This window comes from Mesorhizobium sp. M0136 (assembly GCF_040322515.1).
GTDB lineage: Bacteria > Pseudomonadota > Alphaproteobacteria > Rhizobiales > Rhizobiaceae > Mesorhizobium.
The window spans coordinates 64,064-81,238 of sequence record NZ_JAMYTP010000006.1; the positions used below are offsets into that span (position 1 = coordinate 64,064).

Sequence of the window (17,175 nt, forward strand, 5' to 3'; positions counted from 1 at the left end):
TTAAAATGGCTTTCAAGATCATCGCATCCCAATGCACCCAATGCGGCGCCTGCGAATTCGAGTGTCCCTCCGGCGCGATCAAGTTCAAAGGCGAGAGCTATGTGATCGAGCCGCAAAAGTGCACCGAGTGCGAGGGGGTCTTCGATGCGCAGCAATGTGCCTCGGTATGCCCGGTGCCGAAGACCTGCGTTCCTGCGTGACGAACATTGGGCTGCCGACATGGTCGGGGATGCCTTCGCAGGACGCCTGGAACGCCTTTGTTCACAATCTGCAGCCTCAAGAGAAATCAGGGAACGGACATGTCGCTCGGACGCGAAGAGGAGGTCGAAATCCGCAGGCCTCCACGATTCATGCCGGGAGAGCGGGTACGTGCCACTCGCCACATAAAAAATGACGGCACCTATCCTGGCAGGGAGATCGGCGAAAATCTCGTGCGGAAGGGCGACGAGGGATATGTGCGCGACATTGGCACCTTTCTCCAGCAGTTCTTCATCTATGCGGTCGAATGGATCGACCGTGGCACCGTCGTCGGCATGCGAGCGCGTGAACTGATGAGCCTCGACAAAGCCGAGGCGCCCTGCAGTGCTGAAAACAATACCAATGAAGGGACGGCCAGATGAAAGTCATGATCCGCAGGACCGATGCTGGCTTGTCGGCGTATGTCCCCAAAAAGGACCTCGAAGAGCCGATCATCAAGCTTGAGAAGGAAGAGTTGTGGGGCGGAACTGTGACGCTCAGGAACGGGTGGCGGCTCCTCCTACCCGATCTTCCACGGGATACGCGTCTGCCGATCACCGTCGAGGCAAGGAAGGTTTCCGAAGAGGACTGATGCTGCCCCTTGATAACGTGCGTCGCGAGGAAACGAGCATGAACACCATGACATCGGGCCACCTGGTCATCGTGCGGGACAGTTTTGCCGAAAAGCTGCTTGACCTGGCGGAGGAAGCGCTCGCCGCCGATGAGGTGATCCCCTATCTCGGTCCGGGTCTTCTTGAATTCAACTGTGCGGAACCGCCTGTGCCGCATACGCCGGAGCTCGTTGCCGCGGCACTCAATGCGCGGGCGCCAGCCCCTTCCAGGATCCGCACCAATATGTGGTCGGTTGCGCAGTTCATCGAACAGCGCCGGCATCGCCGGACGCTTCAAGCTTGGATGACCGACATATTCGCAGCGCCGGTGGCGCCGACCCTCCTCCACGCCTGGCTCGCAAGGCTGCCGCTCTCCCTCATCGTCGACAGCTGGTACGACGGCGCGATGCGCACGGCTCTCGTAGAGACCGGCCGAACGGACGTCGTTGAGATACAAGGCGTCACGCGGGCGAACGAAATCCGGGACATTTGGACGAAAACCTACGATCTTTCCGGGAGGGAACTCGACCCCCGATCGGGGGCAAAGACGGTTCTCTATACACCTCACGGGAGTATTAGGCCGGCGCAAAACTTTCTCGTCGCAGATTCCGACTATGTCGAAGTCCTGACCGAAATCGATATCCAGACACCGATCCCAGACGTGGTGAAGGAAGGGCGCATCACCCGTGGATTTTTCTTCGTTGGCTGCCGCTTCAACGATCAGATGCTGCGCACCTACGCCAGGCAGATCATGAAGCGCTCCCGAGGTCCACATTGCGCGGTAATGGACACGGAAACGCTGTCCAGAAACGAAGCGCGTTTCCTTGCGGCAAGCGGAATCACGGTGATCGACATGCCAGTAAGTGAAGCCGCGGCTCGGCTTATAGGAACGCGCACTGCTGCAGGTGGTGGACAGGATTAACAATGGCGGGCCCCTTTGATGATTGGTCCTTCGGCTTGCCCCGAAGGCGCAAAATGCAGTCGGGAATACACCCGTGAGCAGTGATGCTGTCGGCAGCGCAACGAACGCTCTGAATTCGTTGACCCATGTGGAAGCGGCGCGCTGGGGCCGGGATGTGAGTACGCTGTTGCGCATCACGCGTATGAATTTGCGGCACCCCTGGCAGGTCGCCTTCGCTATGGGCTCGACGGTCCTGGCGGCGATCCTCCAGTTGCTCATTCCCCAGCTTCTCGGCCGGGCCGTCGACCTGACCCAGACAGCCATCGGGGGCGGTGTCGCGGGGACCGCGGCAGGACAAGCGCTCTGGACCCCTGCTCTCCTGCTGCTCGCCGTCAGCGCGCTACGCGGCCTTTTCACGATGGCGCAGAACTATTTTGCCGAAGCCGTCGGGCATCATGTCGCGTACGAACTGCGGCTCGCCTACTACGACAAGATCCAGCGTCTCAGCTTTTCCTTTCACGACCGGGTCCATTCAGGCGATCTGATCACCATCGGAATGCTCGATCTCCAAGGCGTGCGGATGTATTTTTCCACCGCGCTCGTTCGCGTGCTCCTGCTCACCATGCTGATCGGGATCGGCGCCTACATGATGATCTCGACCGATCCCATGCTCGGCCTGGTCGCGCTGAGCTTCGTGCCTTTTGTCGCCTGGCGCTCATCGGCCACACAGCTTAGGCTGCGCGCCACCTGGCTCGACCTGCATGAGCGGCTTTCGGTACTAAGCCGCGTGATGGAGGAAAATCTCGCAGGCATCCGCGTGGTCCGCGCTTTTGCGGCTCAAGCCTATGAGATGCTGAAGTTCGACGGCGCTTCCAAGAACGCGCTCGACCTCGCCCACGACCGAGTTGACATCTACGTGCCCAGCACGTCGGCGATGACCTTGTCCTTCTTTTTCGCAATGGGATTGGTGCTCTGGATCGGTGGCAGCAAGCTCGTCGCTGGCGAGATCAGCGTCGGAACGGTGGCGACCTTCCTGACCTTCATGACAATCCTGCAAATGCCAGTCCGCCAGATCGGCCTCATGGTCAATGCCTTTGCCCGCGCTTCTAGCTGCGGTTCGCGGCTTTTCGGTCTCCTCGACCAGGAGATCACAATCAGGGATGCTCTCGAGGCCAGACCGCTCGAGATAAGCGACGGCACTCTGCGCTTCCACAATGTCTCGTTTGCTTACCCCAGCGCCGAAAACCGCGCCATTCTGAAGAACCTCAGCTTTGAGGCCCGTAGGGGCGAGACGATCGCGATCGTCGGTCCGCCGGGTTCGGGCAAATCGACGATGGCTCATCTGGTCCCCCGCTTTTACGACGTGACCGGTGGCGCCATCACGCTGGACGGCCAGGACATACGCAATGTCACCCTCGCGACGCTTCGCAAGGCGGTCGCCGTCGTACAGCAGGATGCATTCCTATTCACCACCACGATCGAGAACAACATCGCTTATGGCGATCCCTGGGCGAAGAGACAGCGAATAGAACGCGCTGGCGAATTCGCCCAGCTCCACAACTACATCCTCGGGCTCCCAGCAGGCTACGAGACGGTCGTGGGCGAACGCGGCGTCTCTCTCTCTGGCGGCCAGCGCCAGCGTCTCACGATTGCTCGCACCATGATGCTGCGCCCCTCCGTCGTCGTTTTCGACGACTCAACGGCCGCGATCGATGCCGGCACCGAGCAGCGCATCCGCGCGGCGATGCGGCGCTTCGCCAAGGATCGGGTGACGATCATCATCGCGCACCGGCTGAGTGCGCTTATGCATGCCGATCAGATCCTTTTTGTCGATAACGGCGAAATCGTAGAACGCGGCACGCATCAAGAGCTTTTGGAGAAGCGGGGACGCTACAGCGCCCTTTACGATCTCCAGACGCGCCCGGGTGATGACATTATGACCCAGTATGGGGGCGCCCGCTGATGGCGCAGGGCCGCGCCGGCGAACTCGAAGCCGAACGTGACGACGGCAGACGCCCTCCGCGCGCGGTTGTCGGCTCGCACCGCATCGAGGAGGAGATGTTCGGCCGGGCTTTCGACAAGAGCATCCTCCGGCGCATCTGGGCCTTCGTCCGTCCCTATCGGGCCAGGGTAGTCATCACGATTGCAGCAATGCTGATCTTCACCGGGACGCAGCTTCTCATCCCGTTGATCATCCGCTACGCGCTCGACCAGAGCATGAACCCGGCAAGGACCGATCGCTCAGCCCAGCTTGCGGCCGTCGGCGCGTTCGTTTTGGCGATCTTGGTCAATTTCGCTGCCGGCTACATGCAGGAAACCGTAGTTGGGAAAGTGGCCGAAACTGTCCTGTTCGACATCCGCCGCGCCATGTTTGGCCATCTGCAGAAGGTTTCGCTCTCCTTCATGGACAAGACCGAGGTCGGACGCCTCATGTCGCGCCTGCAAGGCGACGTCAACTCCATACAGGAATTCCTCGAAACCTCGGTATATTCGGTAGGCGATGTTGCCCTTCTCTTCGGCATCGTTTTCGTAATGCTGTGGCTCGACTTCCGCCTCGGCCTCCTGACGCTCTCGGTTCTTCCGGTCCTGGTGATCGTCCGCATTGTCTGGCTGCCGCGTGCCCGCGAAGCCTTCATGGCTGCACACGAGACTAATTCCGCCGTCAACGGCGCGCTGGCCGAAGCCATTCACGGCGTGCGCACCGTCCAGTCCATGGACCGCCAGCAGGTGAATTTCCTTCTTTTTGACGACAAGGCCCATGCCAACCTGAGGACCCACCTGATCGCTGCCAAATATGCACTGGTCATGGTGCCTATCGTCGATGGCCTCACCGGCCTCGCCATGGCCGCCGTTATTGTGGTCGGCGGCTCGAGGGTCATGAATGGCCGCATAGATGTGGGCGTATTGGTTGCCTACCTATTTTACATCCAGCGCTTCTTTGACCCGATCCGCTCACTCACCCTGCAATATTCGATCATGCAGCGCGCCATGGCCTCAGGCAAGCGCCTGACCGATGTGCTCGACGTCAAGATCGGTGTTCAGGACAAACCCAATGCCGAGGTGCTTTCGCCCGAAATGGACGGCTCGGTCGAGTTCAGGGACGTCACCTTCGGCTACAATCCGAACCGTTCGGTGCTGAAAAATGTCTCCTTCCGGGTCAATCCCGGCGAGACGGTCGCACTGGTCGGGCCGAGCGGTTCTGGCAAATCGAGCGCGATGGCCCTGGTCCACCGCTTCTATGATGTTCAGCAGGGCCAAGTGCTGGTCGGCGGACATGATGTGCGCGATCTCACCCAGGAATCGCTCGGCCGCCAGATCGCCATGGTGCTGCAGGAGCCGTTCCTGTTCACCGGGACGGTCTTCGAGAACATTCGATACCACAAGACGGAAGCCACGCGCGACAAGGTGATCGAGGCCGCCAAGGCGGTCGGCGCCCACGACTTCATAATGAGCCTCGCCGACGGGTATGAGACCCAACTTGGCGAACGCGGCGACAACTTATCTCTCGGCCAGCGCCAGCTTATCAGTTTCGCCCGCGCCCTCGTCGCCGACGCCAAGATCCTCGTGCTCGACGAAGCTACCGCCAACGTCGACAGCTACACGGAAATGCAGATTCAGAAGGCTCTGATAAAGCTGCTTGAAGGCCGTACTGGCCTCGTCATCGCCCACCGTCTTGCCACGATCCGGGGTGCCGACCGCATCATCGTGCTTCAGAATGGCCAAGTTATTGCGACTGGCAACCACGATCAGCTAATAGCCATGGGGGGCCTGTATTCCAAACTCTACAATCTCAACTACGCCTCCTTTGACGATATTCCAGAACACGATACGACCGTACAAGCCGGCTCCCAGACCTGACGTCTTGGCGGCCTTGTGGTACTGACATTGACTTCGGGCGTGCCGGCGGACACTCAGGCCGCCGCAGACGAGGAAGCAGGCAGCATTCATGCAAAGCACTCGCGCAGATCGTGAAGACCGGCTGCGAACGATTTCCTCCAGCATCATTATCCGACCGCGGCGCACCCCGCGACATCGGGCGAACTCGCTCCAGGTGGTGTCGCTCGGCGTAGCAAAGCCGCTCGCGAGCGCGCCCTCAACAGCGCCGTAGCGAGTGACGGCTTTGCTACCGCCGAGCCGCTGATGAAGCTGGATGCGGGAGCCGCCACCGGCGCCGCCCCGGTCGAGAAGAACCCTCTGCGGCGGGCTATGGGCAATGACTAGCGCGAGCGCGACGAGCAGACGCGTGCGGGCATCGTGACGCGCTCGGCCATTATCTCCTTAGGATCGTGCAGGTTCACACGATGGCCCAGACGCCAGCCAACGCACAAACCTGGTAGTCCGTCCCGCCGGCTCGTCGTCAGTTTGGCCTCCCTCCCGATTGCCCGCCCCGCCACGTGCACGCTCGAGCATGTGGATGAGGGAGCGCTGTTACAACGATTTAACCTTCAGATTAGACCGCCAATTTCATGGTCAGACAAGTCGAGCCATGATTTCGGATTGAATGGTCGTCGCGGTGTACAGGGAAGCATCTAGCGGCAGATTTCCAAATGCCAGTTGACAAAGCAGGTAGTTGGCACCTGCCTCTTCCAACTGATCTAACAGAGCTTTTTGCACAGATTCTGCTGATCCTACCACGCACAATTCACGCTCTATTGCCTCATCGAAGGTCAGCGGCAGGTTTGGTGGGGTCGGGATGGCATTAAGGTCGTAAAGGAATTGGAAGCTCTTGAGCCATCGTTCGTAAGCAGGTGCCGCGATCGAATACGCGTCTGTTTCAGAACGCCCAATCACCACCATTCGGAGCAATCCAATAAATGGCGCTCGATCGCCGGTGTCAGTGTTGTCCTCTCGATAGGCGCGGAAGGCATCTGTAGTTTTGCGAACAGAAGAGGAAGGCCCTACACACGCGATGTTTGCTCCATTCGCAGCGGCCCAGGCTGCCGACTCGGGTCGATTGGCGGCGACCCATGTCGGCGGATGTGGACGCTGATGAGGTCTTAGCGTCAAAGGAACGTCATTGAGCTCAAAATGGCGGCCTTGATAGCACAGCGTGCCGACCTTCATGGCATTAACAAGTATTTCAACAAGAATTTCGCTGGCTTCCGCATAGCGGCCCGGCACCGCGTCCGCACCAATCCCGAAGTAACCCAATTCGATCGGGAGAGCACCGCGCCCTATGCCCAGTTCGAGCCTGCCACCGCTCAACTGGTCCAGCATACAGATCTCTTCGAACGCACGCAGCGGATGATAAAGCGCAAGCAGCATCACCAAGGGTCCGAGACGCAGGCGGCGGGTGCGCTGGGCGACGCTCGATAAGAACAGATTCGGCGATGGACCTCTCCCATGGGGGGTACAGTGGTGCTCTGCGAGATGATAGGCATAGAACCCTAGCTGATCGCACGCCTCTGCTAATATCAGGCGATCTTCGTACTGCCGGGCGATATCGAGGCCGTCCTCGTCCAGATGATCGAAGATGCCGAAGGCTAGGTTTGAAGGAAAGACGTTTGTCACTCGATATTGTCCCCGATTTTAAAGAAAAATGTTGTCGTGCTTGGGTGACCAAGCAAGTCTAAAGATAGCAATGTGTGATATCGGATTAGCGTCAGCGTACCGAACGAGCAGAGCCTGACGCTCCCCTGCCCGTGGTGCTTGGTATGTTTAAGCTTCCAACTATATCGCGAGCGGCAGCAAGAAATGCATCCAATTGCTCTTTTGTGCCGATGCTGACGCGGATGCAATGTTCCAAACCATTGTCCGGAAAGTAGGCAACGAGTATCTTTTGCCTTTCCAAGGCTGCTTGCCACCATGAGCCGTCCTGTCCCGCTGGCACACGGGCTAGCAAGAAATTTGCGTGGGAGGGCGTTACGGAAAATCCAAGTTGCGACAGTGCGGCTGTCACTCGCTGTCGTTCATGTCTGATGTGCTTGTGGTTCTCTGCGTAGGCGCCGCGATGCGCAAGCACGCTGATACCAACCGCATGCCCGATCACGTTCATGTTGAAGACGTTCTGGATGTTGCGCAGCCTGCCAATAATCTCAGGGTGACCGAAACCGAAACCGACGCGAATGCCGGCGGCGGCATAGCTCTTCGAAAATGTTCTCAAGATCAGAAGGTTCGAATAACGGTTGATGAGGCGCAGCCCGTGATCGGGTGCAAAGTCGACGTAGGCCTCATCAAGGACGACCAGGCGATCCGATTGTGCCACGAGGCGTTCGATATTGCTTATCGAGAGGAATGTTCCGGTCGGATTGTTTGGATTGGCCACCAGAATGAACTTGGCGTCTTTTGCCGGACCGGAAAGCAATTGCTCCATTGGCAGCGAATGAGTTTGACATCCGATCTCGAGAAACTCAGCACCATGCAACATGGCAAGTTTGCGGTTGAACGAAAACCCTGGCGATATCATCGCCACCGTGTCGCCAGGGGCGAGGAAAGCTCTGTAGATGAGTCCGAGCAGTTCAGACGACCCGTTGCCTGCGATGACCTGATCCGTGGATACGCCATAGGTATTGGACGCTGCTTCCCTCAAGCTGATGTTATCGTCGTCCGGATACAGATACTGGCGATTGAGGGCCGCCACTGCACTTTGCATTATGATTGGCGGCAACGGAAACGGGTTCTCATTCGTATTCAGCTTGACAAAACTTCTGTCCGGCGCTGGTCCGTTGGACGGCAGAGCATCTAACTGTCGCGTCCCTTGCGGAAGAGACGAAAGCACAGCTTGCAGTTTTGCATCGGACATATTTTATCTCCGTTTCAGTCGCACAGGTTCATCCGTATGAGCTCGCAACGAGAGCAACATGGCGGACGGATTGACGATGGCAGCGTCGCCTTTCACAAGATGGTCGCAACGCCGGCTGCCACGGGAATTCGGCCAGGCTGTCCTCGGTCGGATCGACTTGACGCGGACGCGGATCTGCATCCCTGCGCGGGCCAAGCCGCTAAGCGGTCTCAGCTAATCCGCCTGAGTCATGCTTTCACAGACGCTTGACCTCGATGCCGTATTTCCTCAGCACGTAGCCAATCTGGCGCGGGGTCAGTCCAAGCAGGCGCGCCGCCTTTGCCTGCACCCAGCCACATCTTTCCATGGCAGCAATGACGCGCTCGGCGTCGGTGGTCCTCGCGCCCAATGAGTGGGTTGCTCCGGCAGGCGGGACTGTGGTGGCGGCCGAACGAGCGGCCGCATCCGGCGGCGTGGCCGGATTCACTGCCTCTGGCAGGATTGGCGCTGGTTGCAGCGCGGCCTTGCCCGATCTGCTCTTCCGCAGCGCCTCGGCAAAGCATTGGTCGTGGGAGCACGCAAAGTCGTTTCTCCCGATTGATAGTCCCTCCGCCAGGATCGCTGTCCGGTGCACGCAATTTTCAAGCTCGCGAATGTTGCCGGGAAATTCACATTTCATCAGTACTTCAATCGCACGCGGATCGAAGGTCAGCGTACGGCCGTTCTCATCGTTGAAATTCTTGAGAAACTCAGCTGCGAGGAGCGGAATATCGCTGCGCCTTTGGCGTAACGCCGGCACCAGCAAGGGAACCACGTTGATGCGATAATACAGGTCGGCGCGGAACTCATTCCTTGCAACCGCCTCTTCAAGGTTCCTGTTCGTGGCGGCAATCACGCGAACGTCGACCTTGATCGTCTGGTTGCTGCCGACGCGCTCAAACTCCTGCTCCTGTAGCACGCGCAGTAGCTTTGCCTGGAAGGAGGCCGAGATCTCGCCGATCTCATCCAGAAACAACGTCCCCTTGTCGGCGAGTTCAAAGCGACCCTTGCGGGAATTGAACGCGCTTGTGAAGGCACCCTTCTCATGACCGAACAATTCGGATTCCAGGACTGTCTCTGGCAGCGCTGCACAATTGAGTTTGATGAAGGGCCGCTTGGCGCGCGGCGACAACTCGTGAATTGCCTTGGCAACCAGCTCCTTCCCGGTCCCGGATTCGCCTCGCAACAGAACCGTGGTCTTTGCCTTGGCTACCACTGCGATCTTCTCGAGCAGCGCGCTTAGCGCCGGACTATCGCCAATCATCCCCTTGACGTGAACCTTCTTGCGCTGCGGTGCAGGGCGCTTGACATCAGAGAATTGCGTTTGCAGCCGATCTTCCACCTCCGTCGGTCGTTCGCGGTCGCCCGCGGAGAAGCGATGCAACTTCACTGTCTGTCCCACCATGTTGGCGATCATGGTGAGCAGCCGGACATCATGATCGAGCCGAAACGTTGACCTGCTGTCCAGGGCGCGGTCGATAGTCAGCGTGCCTCCGACGTTCCCACCAACACGAATGGGAACGCCGATGAACGACACGGTGTCGGAGGCCCCAAGCACCTCTATGTCAGCGGCACTGAAAGCCGAATGCACCGCTATGTTCTCGGCGACGAGCGGCGTGTCCGTCGTCACAATCCGATCGATTGCGTTGCGCGGCAGGCGCATCCGGGAGCGCTCATCGCTGTTCTCGTCGCAGCCGGTGACTACGGTGATGTCCAGTACGCCCTCAGCGTCGAAGAGAGCGATGATGCCGTGCCGCATCTGCACAAACGAGGGCAGGAGATCGACGACCTTGGCCAACGTGACTTCGAGCCGGGCGGGGTCGGTGAGTACTTTCGATATTTCGAAGATGCCGGTAAGCGCGTGCTCGTGCGATGGCACAAAAGGGACCGCGGTGTTCATCCCGGACTTTGGGTAGCCCCTTTTCGCATCCGGAAGCGAGATGCGGCACTCGCTGGCATTTTGTTCTGATTTGGGAATGTTGTGGTGCATGTGATCCTCGATCTCGCGCCATCAAATGAATGCCGGCGGCATGTGCGCCCGTGACGTCGCGGGCAAGCGCGAAAATGCTCTGACGTGAACTCGTGCCGCCGCCGTGTGGTCGAGTGCAAAGCGGGTCGACCCCTGACGCATCGCTTGGCTCTCCCTCCACGAAGCTTGGCTACGTTCTCGGCTTGCACCGGGGCAACCACACGTTGATTCAAAAGACTGGAGCGAGGCGGGATAGTCAATCGAGCTTTCTTTCATTCGTGAAAGGAAACCTCGCGGCCTATGATAGAATTCATCAGTTCTAATTTTTGTCGGCGATGTTGAACGACAGAAATACGGCGCCGGCGATGCGGTTCCCGAGCGGCTGACCGCCCCGAGTGTAAATTGCCGGGCCGCGCCATTGACCAGCGCCTGCGAACCAGGGGCGGGAGCGATAATCACTGCCGACGACACTGGTCGGCGGCAACCGCCATTTTCTCGATATTGATGACGCAGATAAGGCGGCGGCGTCGCGTGTGAAGGCGCGAAGCTGGCGGTCGAGCGCGGTTTTCTCGGCGGTGCTCGGAACTTCTGAACCGCATCGTCGCGGTCAGCACCAGCGGCGTCAATCTCTACGTCTCGACGTCGCTTTCAAGCTGTCGCTGCAGCGGGAGCGCGGCAAAGAGCACGGCAATTCTCCCTGGTGCCAGCGATGCGGCCCTTCCCAAAGTCGGCAACGCGAGGGGCCCACCACGATGTGCAGCAAAACCGCACGCCAGAGAGATCGACCGGCAATCTGCCGGAGAACATCAAGGGCGTGCTGGACGGCGGCCTTGTCATTCCCGTCTTGTGCCACCGCATTCATCCCATCATTGGCGAGCCCAACGTCAGTTCAGGTCATGCGGATCCCTTTGGCATGCGTATTGCGGCGGCGTTGGTGCAGCGTTCGACCGGAGCGCCGCGATAGGGAGAAGCCCGGGAAGAAGTCACGCCACCTCGATCCGGTCAGGGAGAGAGAAAAAGTGTCAGCTGCACAAGTCCGCGGCGCGAGTCCCGCGCCCCGCAAACCCTTCTATGCCAAGCTTTACGCCCAGGTGCTTGCCGCCATCGCCCTCGGCGTCGCAATTGGCTATTTCTATCCGGGGACCGGCGAGAGCCTGAAGCCGCTGGGTGATGCCTTCATCAAGCTGGTCAAGATGATCATCGCGCCTGTCATCTTCCTGACAATTGCGACGGGCATTGCCGGCATGAACGATCTTCACAAGGTCGGCCGGGTCGCCGGCAAGGCAATGGTCTATTTCCTCACCTTCTCGACGCTCGCGCTGATCGTCGGCCTGATCGTCGCCAATGTCGTCCAGCCTGGCGCCGGCCTCAACATCGATCCGGCCTCGCTCGATGTCCAGGCCGTGAATACCTATGCCGCAAAGGCCCACGAGCAGTCGGTCACCGGCTTCCTGATGAACATCATCCCGCCAACGATTGTCGGTGCCTTCGCGGAAGGCGACATCCTGCAGGTGCTGTTCTTCTCGGTTCTGTTCGGCATGGCGCTCGCGATGGCCGGAGAGACGGGCAAGCCTGTCGTTTCCTTCCTACAGGCGCTCATCGCGCCTGTCTTCAAGCTCGTCGGCATTCTCATGAAAGCCGCGCCGATCGGCGCCTTCGGCGCAATGGCCTTCACCATCGGTAGATATGGCATCGGTTCGGTCGTCAACCTCGCGATGCTGGTCGCGACGTTTTATTTCACCGCCTTTCTCTTCGTGTTCGGGGTTCTCGGCGCGGTCTGCCGCTACAACGGCTTTTCGATCTGTTCTCTCATTCGCTACATCAAGGAAGAGCTGCTGCTTGTCCTCGCAACGTCCTCCTCGGAGGCCGCGCTCCCCTCGCTCATGCAGAAGATGGAGAAGGCGGGCGCCAGGCGTTCGGTTGTGGGTCTCGTCATCCCGGCCGGATATTCGTTCAATCTGGACGGCACGAATATCTACATGACCCTGGCGGCCCTCTTCATCGCGCAGGCGACGAACACGGATCTGTCAATCGGCGATCAGGTGCTGCTGCTGCTCGTTGCGATGCTTTCCTCCAAGGGCGCTGCAGGTGTAACAGGTGCGGGCTTCATCACCCTGGCTGCTACGCTCGCCGTAGTTCCGAGTGTTCCCGTTGCTGGGATGGCACTGATACTCGGCATCGACCGCTTCATGTCCGAATGCCGGGCGCTGACGAATTGCGTCGGCAACGCAGTGGCATCCCTCGTCGTTGCCCGCTGGGAAGGAGAATTGGACCGGGCGCAGATGAAAGCCGCCTTCTCCGGTCATCAGCTTGCCGAGGCATCAAACCGGCTATCCTCCGCCGAGTAAGGACGACGCACCGCGACCGGTTTCGCCAAGCTGGTCACATGACCTGAACGATCGACTCGCAGGCTCTAAACGGCGCCTCACGGACCATGTATCAGAAGCGCTAAATGTGTGAGTGCAAATCGTCGCCGCCCTAAGCGAATGAACCTTCCGTTATACCCCGCCGGTCTACGTCTGGAGTAGTCCAATACGCTGTCGATCATTCAGTATGCGGGCGTCTTCACTTTGCCCACCCGAAACCATTGTCGAATCGCGCTAGGTGACAGAGAGCCAGCCTGCGTCAAAAACCAATCAGAATAGGACCCATGACCAAGCGCCCCACAATTGCCGATCTCGCCCGCGAAGCCCGAGTCAGCGTAGCAACGGTCGATCGGGTTCTGAACGCCCGCCATCCGGTGCGCGAGGAGACCGCGCGGCGGGTCCACGACGCCGCCCACGCGATCGGCTATCATGCTGCCGGGCTCATCAAGCAGCGCTTGCGGCGAGACCTACCGTGCTACCGTCTGGGCTTCATCTTGAGAAAACCGGCCCAGCATTTCTACCAAGACTTTGCGCGCGAGGTCGAAGCGTCGGTCAATTTGGCCCAGTCCTTCCACGGCATTCCGCTCATCCAATTCGCCCCGTCACATATGCCGAGCGACCTAATCGCACCGCTCAAGGATTTGGGCGCACGCTGCCATGCGATCGCGATGGTGGCACCGGACCACCCAAAAATTACAGCAGCGGTTGAGGACCTCAAGGCCAAAGGCATTCCGGTTTTCTCGCTGCTTTCCGACTTCGCCGCCGGCGTGCGACAGGGCTATATCGGCCTCAACAACCGCAAGGTGGGGCGCACGGCCGCTTGGATGGTGTCCAAGGTCGCAAAACGGCCCGGCAAGGTGGCGGTGTTTGTCGGTAGCCATCGTTTCCAGGGGCACGAGCTCCGTGACGTCGGCTTTCGCTCCTATTGCCGTGAGAACGCGCCGACGTTCGAGGTACTCGATCCGCTTGTGAACCTGGAGAAACGGCAGGTCACCTACGAGGCAACGCTTGATCTCATGCAGCGGGAACCCGAGCTCGTCGGCTTCTATGTCGCCGGGGGCGGCATGGAGGGCGCCATCTCCGCGGTCCGGGAAGAGGGTAAAAGTCGCGATCTCGTCGCGATCGTGAATGAAATCACGCCGGAATCTCGGGCGGCACTCGCTGATAACATCATCACGATGGCGGTCGCCACGCCAATGCGCCGGCTTTCCCAGGAGCTGATAACGCTGATGACGCGGGCTATCGAGACCGGCACTGCTGAAACACCAGGACAGACATTTCTGCCGTTCGACATCCATCTGCCGGAAAATATATGAAACTGATGGCTTCTATCGTAAGCGGGGAGTTTCCTTTCATGAATGAGAGAAAGTTGATTGATTATCCCATCCACGCGGGGTAGCCGCACCCCACAGGCCTCAGCCGCGGCCCAGGATGAAGCGCCGATTGGGTGAACGGATCGGCCACGCGTTCAGGCGGAAGCGCGAGGTCGCGACCGGCTTCATTGCCAACATCTCGACGTTGTCGGTGCAGGGCGGTGTCGTCAAGGATGCCTCACGCCAGTAGCCGAGCGAGGCCGGCACAGTCCATTGGGATTGACCTCGTCGACCGGCATCTCCTCGCCTGGCCGCGCGTGAAAAGCCGCGGCAAGGCCGGCAAAGTTGGGATTGAGTGGGGCTAGACATCTTCTGGGACTTCGCACGCGAAATCGGAGGCGGCAGTCAACTCAGCACCAACCCGGGCATGTGTTCTGCTCGTTCCTGGCCCTCGTACTCAGCAAGGAACTGCGCCGCTCTGCCGAGCCAAAGGCCTGACGCCCGAATGGCAACCGCTCCTACGCGATCGCGACCGCCTCCAGGAAGCCCGAGACGCTCAATAGCTTTCAACCAAAGGCGCCAGGCGAGATGCCTCCTGCAACATCATTTCCCGCATCCACAGGCTTGCCGGATCAGTATTGTGAAGCGCAGGCCATTGGACGGCCTCCGTGAATGCGGGATGAGGAAGTGGCGGCGGAAGTCCGACAATCCGCAGGGGTGTTGTTTTTGCGAAATGCTGCGCCAGCCGTAAGGGCATGGTCCCGATGCGGTTGGTGCCTGATAGGACGGGCGCGATCAGGCTAAAGCCCTGTACGACGACCTCGATACGTCTCTCGAAACCGTGCTCGAGCAAATACCACTCCTCCATGGTGGGCTGCCGGGTGTGCCTGAATTTGAGCACGACATGCCCCATCGACAAGTATCGCTCGAATGTAAGTGGCTCTGACAGCTGCTTGTTCGTGCCGCAGCCTACGCATACGAGCATATCTTCGAACAGGGCTGCGCGAGGATGTTTCGACATGAACACTTCCGGCATAATCAGAAAATCAACGTCGCCGCGCCGGAGAAGCTCCTCGGGGTCGTCGCAAATAGGGAGACATTCGAAGCGGACGGCGGGAGCTTCCCGCGCAGTACGCTCTACGATCCTCTTAAAAAGCACGAGCGTGAGGTAATCGGAAAGCATGATTCGGAAGAGACGATCCGATTGGGCTGGGTTAAAGGCGTCGGAGGAAATAATCGATAGCTGGATGTGCAGCAATGCGTCCCGGACTGCTGGGGCAAGCCCCTCCGCGCGCGGTGTCAAAATGAGCTCGCGGCCGTTCATCGTAAATAGCTCATTGCTGAAGTAGGCGCGTAACCGAGCGACGGCGGCGCTCATGGCCGGCTGGCTCAGGTTAATACTGTTGGCCGCGGCAGTGACTTTACGCTCCCTGATCAGAGCGTCCAGCACAACGAGGAGATTCAGATCCAGCCCCTTAAACCGCATATCCTGATCTATCCAGCGTGTGGATGGGCATCATCTAAACAATCAATTTTACGAATTTACGAACCATGCATTAGAGGAACGTAAATGACCGACGTCAAGCTCAAATCGACGGCGCCGCGACACGGGCGGGAACATCGAGAGAGCTCATTGGCGAGCCCCACCGGCTGGCTCACCGCCGCTAACGACAACGGTTGAGTGCAGCCAACAACGCCGCCGCTTTGGCCGGGTAATGCGGCCCGCAAGAAACTATTTTGAAGAGAGGTCCTGAATGCGCCCTCAGGTGCAGTGGAAATTGTGCTGGGAAAACGAGTTGCAGCTCTCGGAACACGTCGAGCTCGCCCAGTTCTTTCGTAATACCTACGGGCCGACTGGGGCGTCCAACGCAGAACCGTTCGAAGGTAGTCGAAGCTGGGCCGGAGCCAGGCCTGAACTCCGCGTAATCGCCTATGATTCGAGCGGTGTAGCGGCTCACATGGGCATACTGCGCCGTTTCATCAAGGTTGACGCGGTCGATCTGCTGGTGGCTGAGCTGGGCCTGTACGGGGTACGTCCGGATCTTGAGGGTCTCGGAATCGCCCATTCAATCCATGTCATGCTTCCAATACTGCAGGAGCTTGGCGTTCCATTCGCTTTCGGAACCGTCCGAGACGCGCTGCGGAATCATGTTGAGAGGTTCGGGCGGCGATACAGCCCTTTGGCCGTTTTGTCGGGAATTCGCGTGCGCTCCACCCGACCAGAGGCGCGCCTCGACCTGCCGCCCACACGCACCGATGACGCACTCACCATTGTTCTGCCAGTTGGACGGCCGATCAGCGAGTGGCCCACGGGCACGATGATCGATCGGAACGGACCAGAGCTATGAGCCGTCCCGATTGCTTGTACGAAGTGGGCCGTGAGTGCTCTGACGGCACCGGCCGTCGCAGCGTTTATCTGACGTTTGACGACGGTCCCAATCCACTTTTCACACCGGAGATTCTCGATGTGCTGGCAGAGCAGCGGGTGCCGGCGACTTTCTTCGTCATCGGCGCCTACGCCTTAGAGCACCCGGATCTAATCCAACGAATGTTTGCAGAAGGGCACGAGCTAGGCAACCACACGATGACTCATCCGGATCTGTACAAATGCGGCTTCGGCGAAGTGCAACGTGAGATCTTTGAAGCGAACGGCGCCATCATGAGGGCGTGCCCTCAGGCCTCGGTGCGCTATATTCGCGCGCCCTACGGCGCCTGGAGCGAAGAAGTCTTCACAGCGTCACAGATCGCCGGGCTGACGGCCCTCCATTGGTCCGTCGATCCTCGAGATTGGTCTCGCCCTGGGGTCGACGCGATTATCGATACCGTGCTCGCCTCTGTCCGGCCGGGCGCAATCGTACTCTTGCACGACGGATGCCCTCCCGGCGAGTTGAGCCAGGGCGCTCACGCCGGTCTGCGCGACCAGACGGTCACGGCGCTGTCCCGTCTGATTCCAGCACTTCATGAGCGCGGATTTGTAATCCGCTCACTTCCTCAACATCACTGAACAAACGAGATCCC

General features: G+C 59.4%; 14 protein-coding genes. 10 read left to right on the top strand and 4 right to left on the bottom strand.

Translation table 11 applies throughout. The annotated features are described in order from the left end of the window. Positions 1 to 5 precede the first annotated feature (5 nt). The 6 genes from NKJ35_RS30885 to NKJ35_RS09020 all read left to right on the top strand — a co-directional run bounded on the left by NKJ35_RS30885 (position 6) and on the right by NKJ35_RS09020 (position 5,607). Positions 6 to 200, top strand: coding sequence for a 4Fe-4S dicluster domain-containing protein (locus tag NKJ35_RS30885; RefSeq protein WP_023678248.1), 195 nt, complete (start codon positions 6 to 8; stop codon positions 198 to 200). Positions 201 to 299: 99 nt separating this feature from the next. Further along, positions 300 to 620: a nitrogen fixation protein NifZ gene (locus NKJ35_RS09000; RefSeq protein ID WP_352491475.1), complete on the top strand. Its 321-nt coding sequence runs from the start codon at positions 300 to 302 to the stop codon at positions 618 to 620. Next, a complete protein-coding gene (nifT, locus tag NKJ35_RS09005) occupies positions 617 to 829 on the top strand; it encodes a putative nitrogen fixation protein NifT (RefSeq protein ID WP_023678250.1) in 213 nt (70 codons plus the stop codon). The genes NKJ35_RS09000 and nifT overlap by 4 nt, the downstream gene beginning before the upstream one ends. A 38-nt stretch (positions 830 to 867) precedes the next feature. Then, positions 868 to 1,770, top strand: a complete 903-nt coding sequence (locus tag NKJ35_RS09010) for an SIR2 family NAD-dependent protein deacylase (RefSeq protein WP_352646408.1) — start codon at positions 868 to 870, stop codon at positions 1,768 to 1,770. Between the two features lie 73 nt (positions 1,771 to 1,843). Beyond that, positions 1,844 to 3,712 carry an ABC transporter ATP-binding protein gene (locus NKJ35_RS09015; protein ID WP_352646409.1) on the top strand — a complete coding sequence of 623 codons (1,869 nt, stop codon included), beginning with the start codon at positions 1,844 to 1,846 and terminating at the stop codon, positions 3,710 to 3,712. Continuing rightward, complete coding sequence (locus NKJ35_RS09020) at positions 3,712 to 5,607, top strand: ABC transporter ATP-binding protein (RefSeq protein WP_352646411.1); 1,896 nt, start codon at positions 3,712 to 3,714, stop codon at positions 5,605 to 5,607. The genes NKJ35_RS09015 and NKJ35_RS09020 overlap by 1 nt, the downstream gene beginning before the upstream one ends. A gap of 612 nt (positions 5,608 to 6,219) precedes the next feature. Here NKJ35_RS09020 and NKJ35_RS09025 read toward each other — a convergent pair. The 3 genes from NKJ35_RS09025 to nifA all read right to left on the bottom strand — a co-directional run bounded on the left by NKJ35_RS09025 (position 6,220) and on the right by nifA (position 10,499). Further along, complete coding sequence (locus NKJ35_RS09025; RefSeq protein WP_352637426.1) at positions 6,220 to 7,260, bottom strand: LLM class flavin-dependent oxidoreductase; 1,041 nt, start codon at positions 7,258 to 7,260, stop codon at positions 6,220 to 6,222. 91 nt (positions 7,261 to 7,351) lie between these two features. Then, positions 7,352 to 8,491 carry a histidinol-phosphate transaminase gene (gene hisC, locus NKJ35_RS09030; RefSeq protein WP_352646413.1) on the bottom strand — a complete coding sequence of 380 codons (1,140 nt, stop codon included), beginning with the start codon at positions 8,489 to 8,491 and terminating at the stop codon, positions 7,352 to 7,354. Positions 8,492 to 8,726: 235 nt separating this feature from the next. Then, positions 8,727 to 10,499 carry a nif-specific transcriptional activator NifA gene (gene nifA, locus NKJ35_RS09035; protein WP_352646415.1) on the bottom strand — a complete coding sequence of 591 codons (1,773 nt, stop codon included), beginning with the start codon at positions 10,497 to 10,499 and terminating at the stop codon, positions 8,727 to 8,729. Positions 10,500 to 11,497: 998 nt separating this feature from the next. On the opposite strand from nifA, the gene NKJ35_RS09040 reads away from it, so the two are divergent. Beyond that, positions 11,498 to 12,826, top strand: a complete 1,329-nt coding sequence (locus NKJ35_RS09040) for a dicarboxylate/amino acid:cation symporter (RefSeq protein WP_352591359.1) — start codon at positions 11,498 to 11,500, stop codon at positions 12,824 to 12,826. Between the two features lie 302 nt (positions 12,827 to 13,128). Next, on the top strand, positions 13,129 to 14,160 hold the full coding sequence (locus tag NKJ35_RS09045; RefSeq protein WP_023678260.1) for a LacI family DNA-binding transcriptional regulator: 1,032 nt from the start codon (positions 13,129 to 13,131) through the stop codon (positions 14,158 to 14,160). 553 nt (positions 14,161 to 14,713) lie between these two features. On the opposite strand, the gene NKJ35_RS09050 is transcribed toward NKJ35_RS09045, so the two are convergent. Further along, positions 14,714 to 15,643, bottom strand: coding sequence for a LysR family transcriptional regulator (locus tag NKJ35_RS09050; protein WP_352646416.1), 930 nt, complete (start codon positions 15,641 to 15,643; stop codon positions 14,714 to 14,716). Positions 15,644 to 15,911: 268 nt separating this feature from the next. Here NKJ35_RS09050 and NKJ35_RS09055 point away from each other — a divergent pair, with 268 nt between their 5' ends. Together NKJ35_RS09055 and nodB are read left to right on the top strand one after the other, a co-directional pair. Continuing rightward, entirely contained in the window at positions 15,912 to 16,505 is a 594-nt protein-coding gene (locus tag NKJ35_RS09055) for a NodA family N-acyltransferase (protein ID WP_352646417.1), read from the top strand. Further along, positions 16,502 to 17,161, top strand: a complete 660-nt coding sequence (gene nodB, locus NKJ35_RS09060; protein ID WP_352646418.1) for a chitooligosaccharide deacetylase NodB — start codon at positions 16,502 to 16,504, stop codon at positions 17,159 to 17,161. Before NKJ35_RS09055 ends, nodB begins: the two co-directional genes overlap by 4 nt. The last annotated feature ends 14 nt before the right edge of the window (positions 17,162 to 17,175 follow it).

Bases quoted from the DNA above. Each gene is read 5' to 3' on its own strand.
- NKJ35_RS09000 (WP_352491475.1), top strand. From the start codon at position 300: ATGTCGCTCGGACGCGAAGAGGAGGTCGAAATCCGCAGGCCTCCACGA.
- NKJ35_RS30885 (WP_023678248.1), top strand. From the start codon at position 6: ATGGCTTTCAAGATCATCGCATCCCAATGCACCCAATGCGGCGCCTGC.
- NKJ35_RS09050 (WP_352646416.1), bottom strand. From the start codon at position 15,643: ATGCGGTTTAAGGGGCTGGATCTGAATCTCCTCGTTGTGCTGGACGCT.
- NKJ35_RS09045 (WP_023678260.1), top strand. From the start codon at position 13,129: ATGACCAAGCGCCCCACAATTGCCGATCTCGCCCGCGAAGCCCGAGTC.
- nifA (WP_352646415.1), bottom strand. From the start codon at position 10,499: ATGCACCACAACATTCCCAAATCAGAACAAAATGCCAGCGAGTGCCGC.
- NKJ35_RS09010 (WP_352646408.1), top strand. From the start codon at position 868: ATGAACACCATGACATCGGGCCACCTGGTCATCGTGCGGGACAGTTTT.
- NKJ35_RS09055 (WP_352646417.1), top strand. From the start codon at position 15,912: ATGCGCCCTCAGGTGCAGTGGAAATTGTGCTGGGAAAACGAGTTGCAG.
- NKJ35_RS09020 (WP_352646411.1), top strand. From the start codon at position 3,712: ATGGCGCAGGGCCGCGCCGGCGAACTCGAAGCCGAACGTGACGACGGC.
- hisC (WP_352646413.1), bottom strand. From the start codon at position 8,491: ATGTCCGATGCAAAACTGCAAGCTGTGCTTTCGTCTCTTCCGCAAGGG.
- nodB (WP_352646418.1), top strand. From the start codon at position 16,502: ATGAGCCGTCCCGATTGCTTGTACGAAGTGGGCCGTGAGTGCTCTGAC.
- nifT (WP_023678250.1), top strand. From the start codon at position 617: ATGAAAGTCATGATCCGCAGGACCGATGCTGGCTTGTCGGCGTATGTC.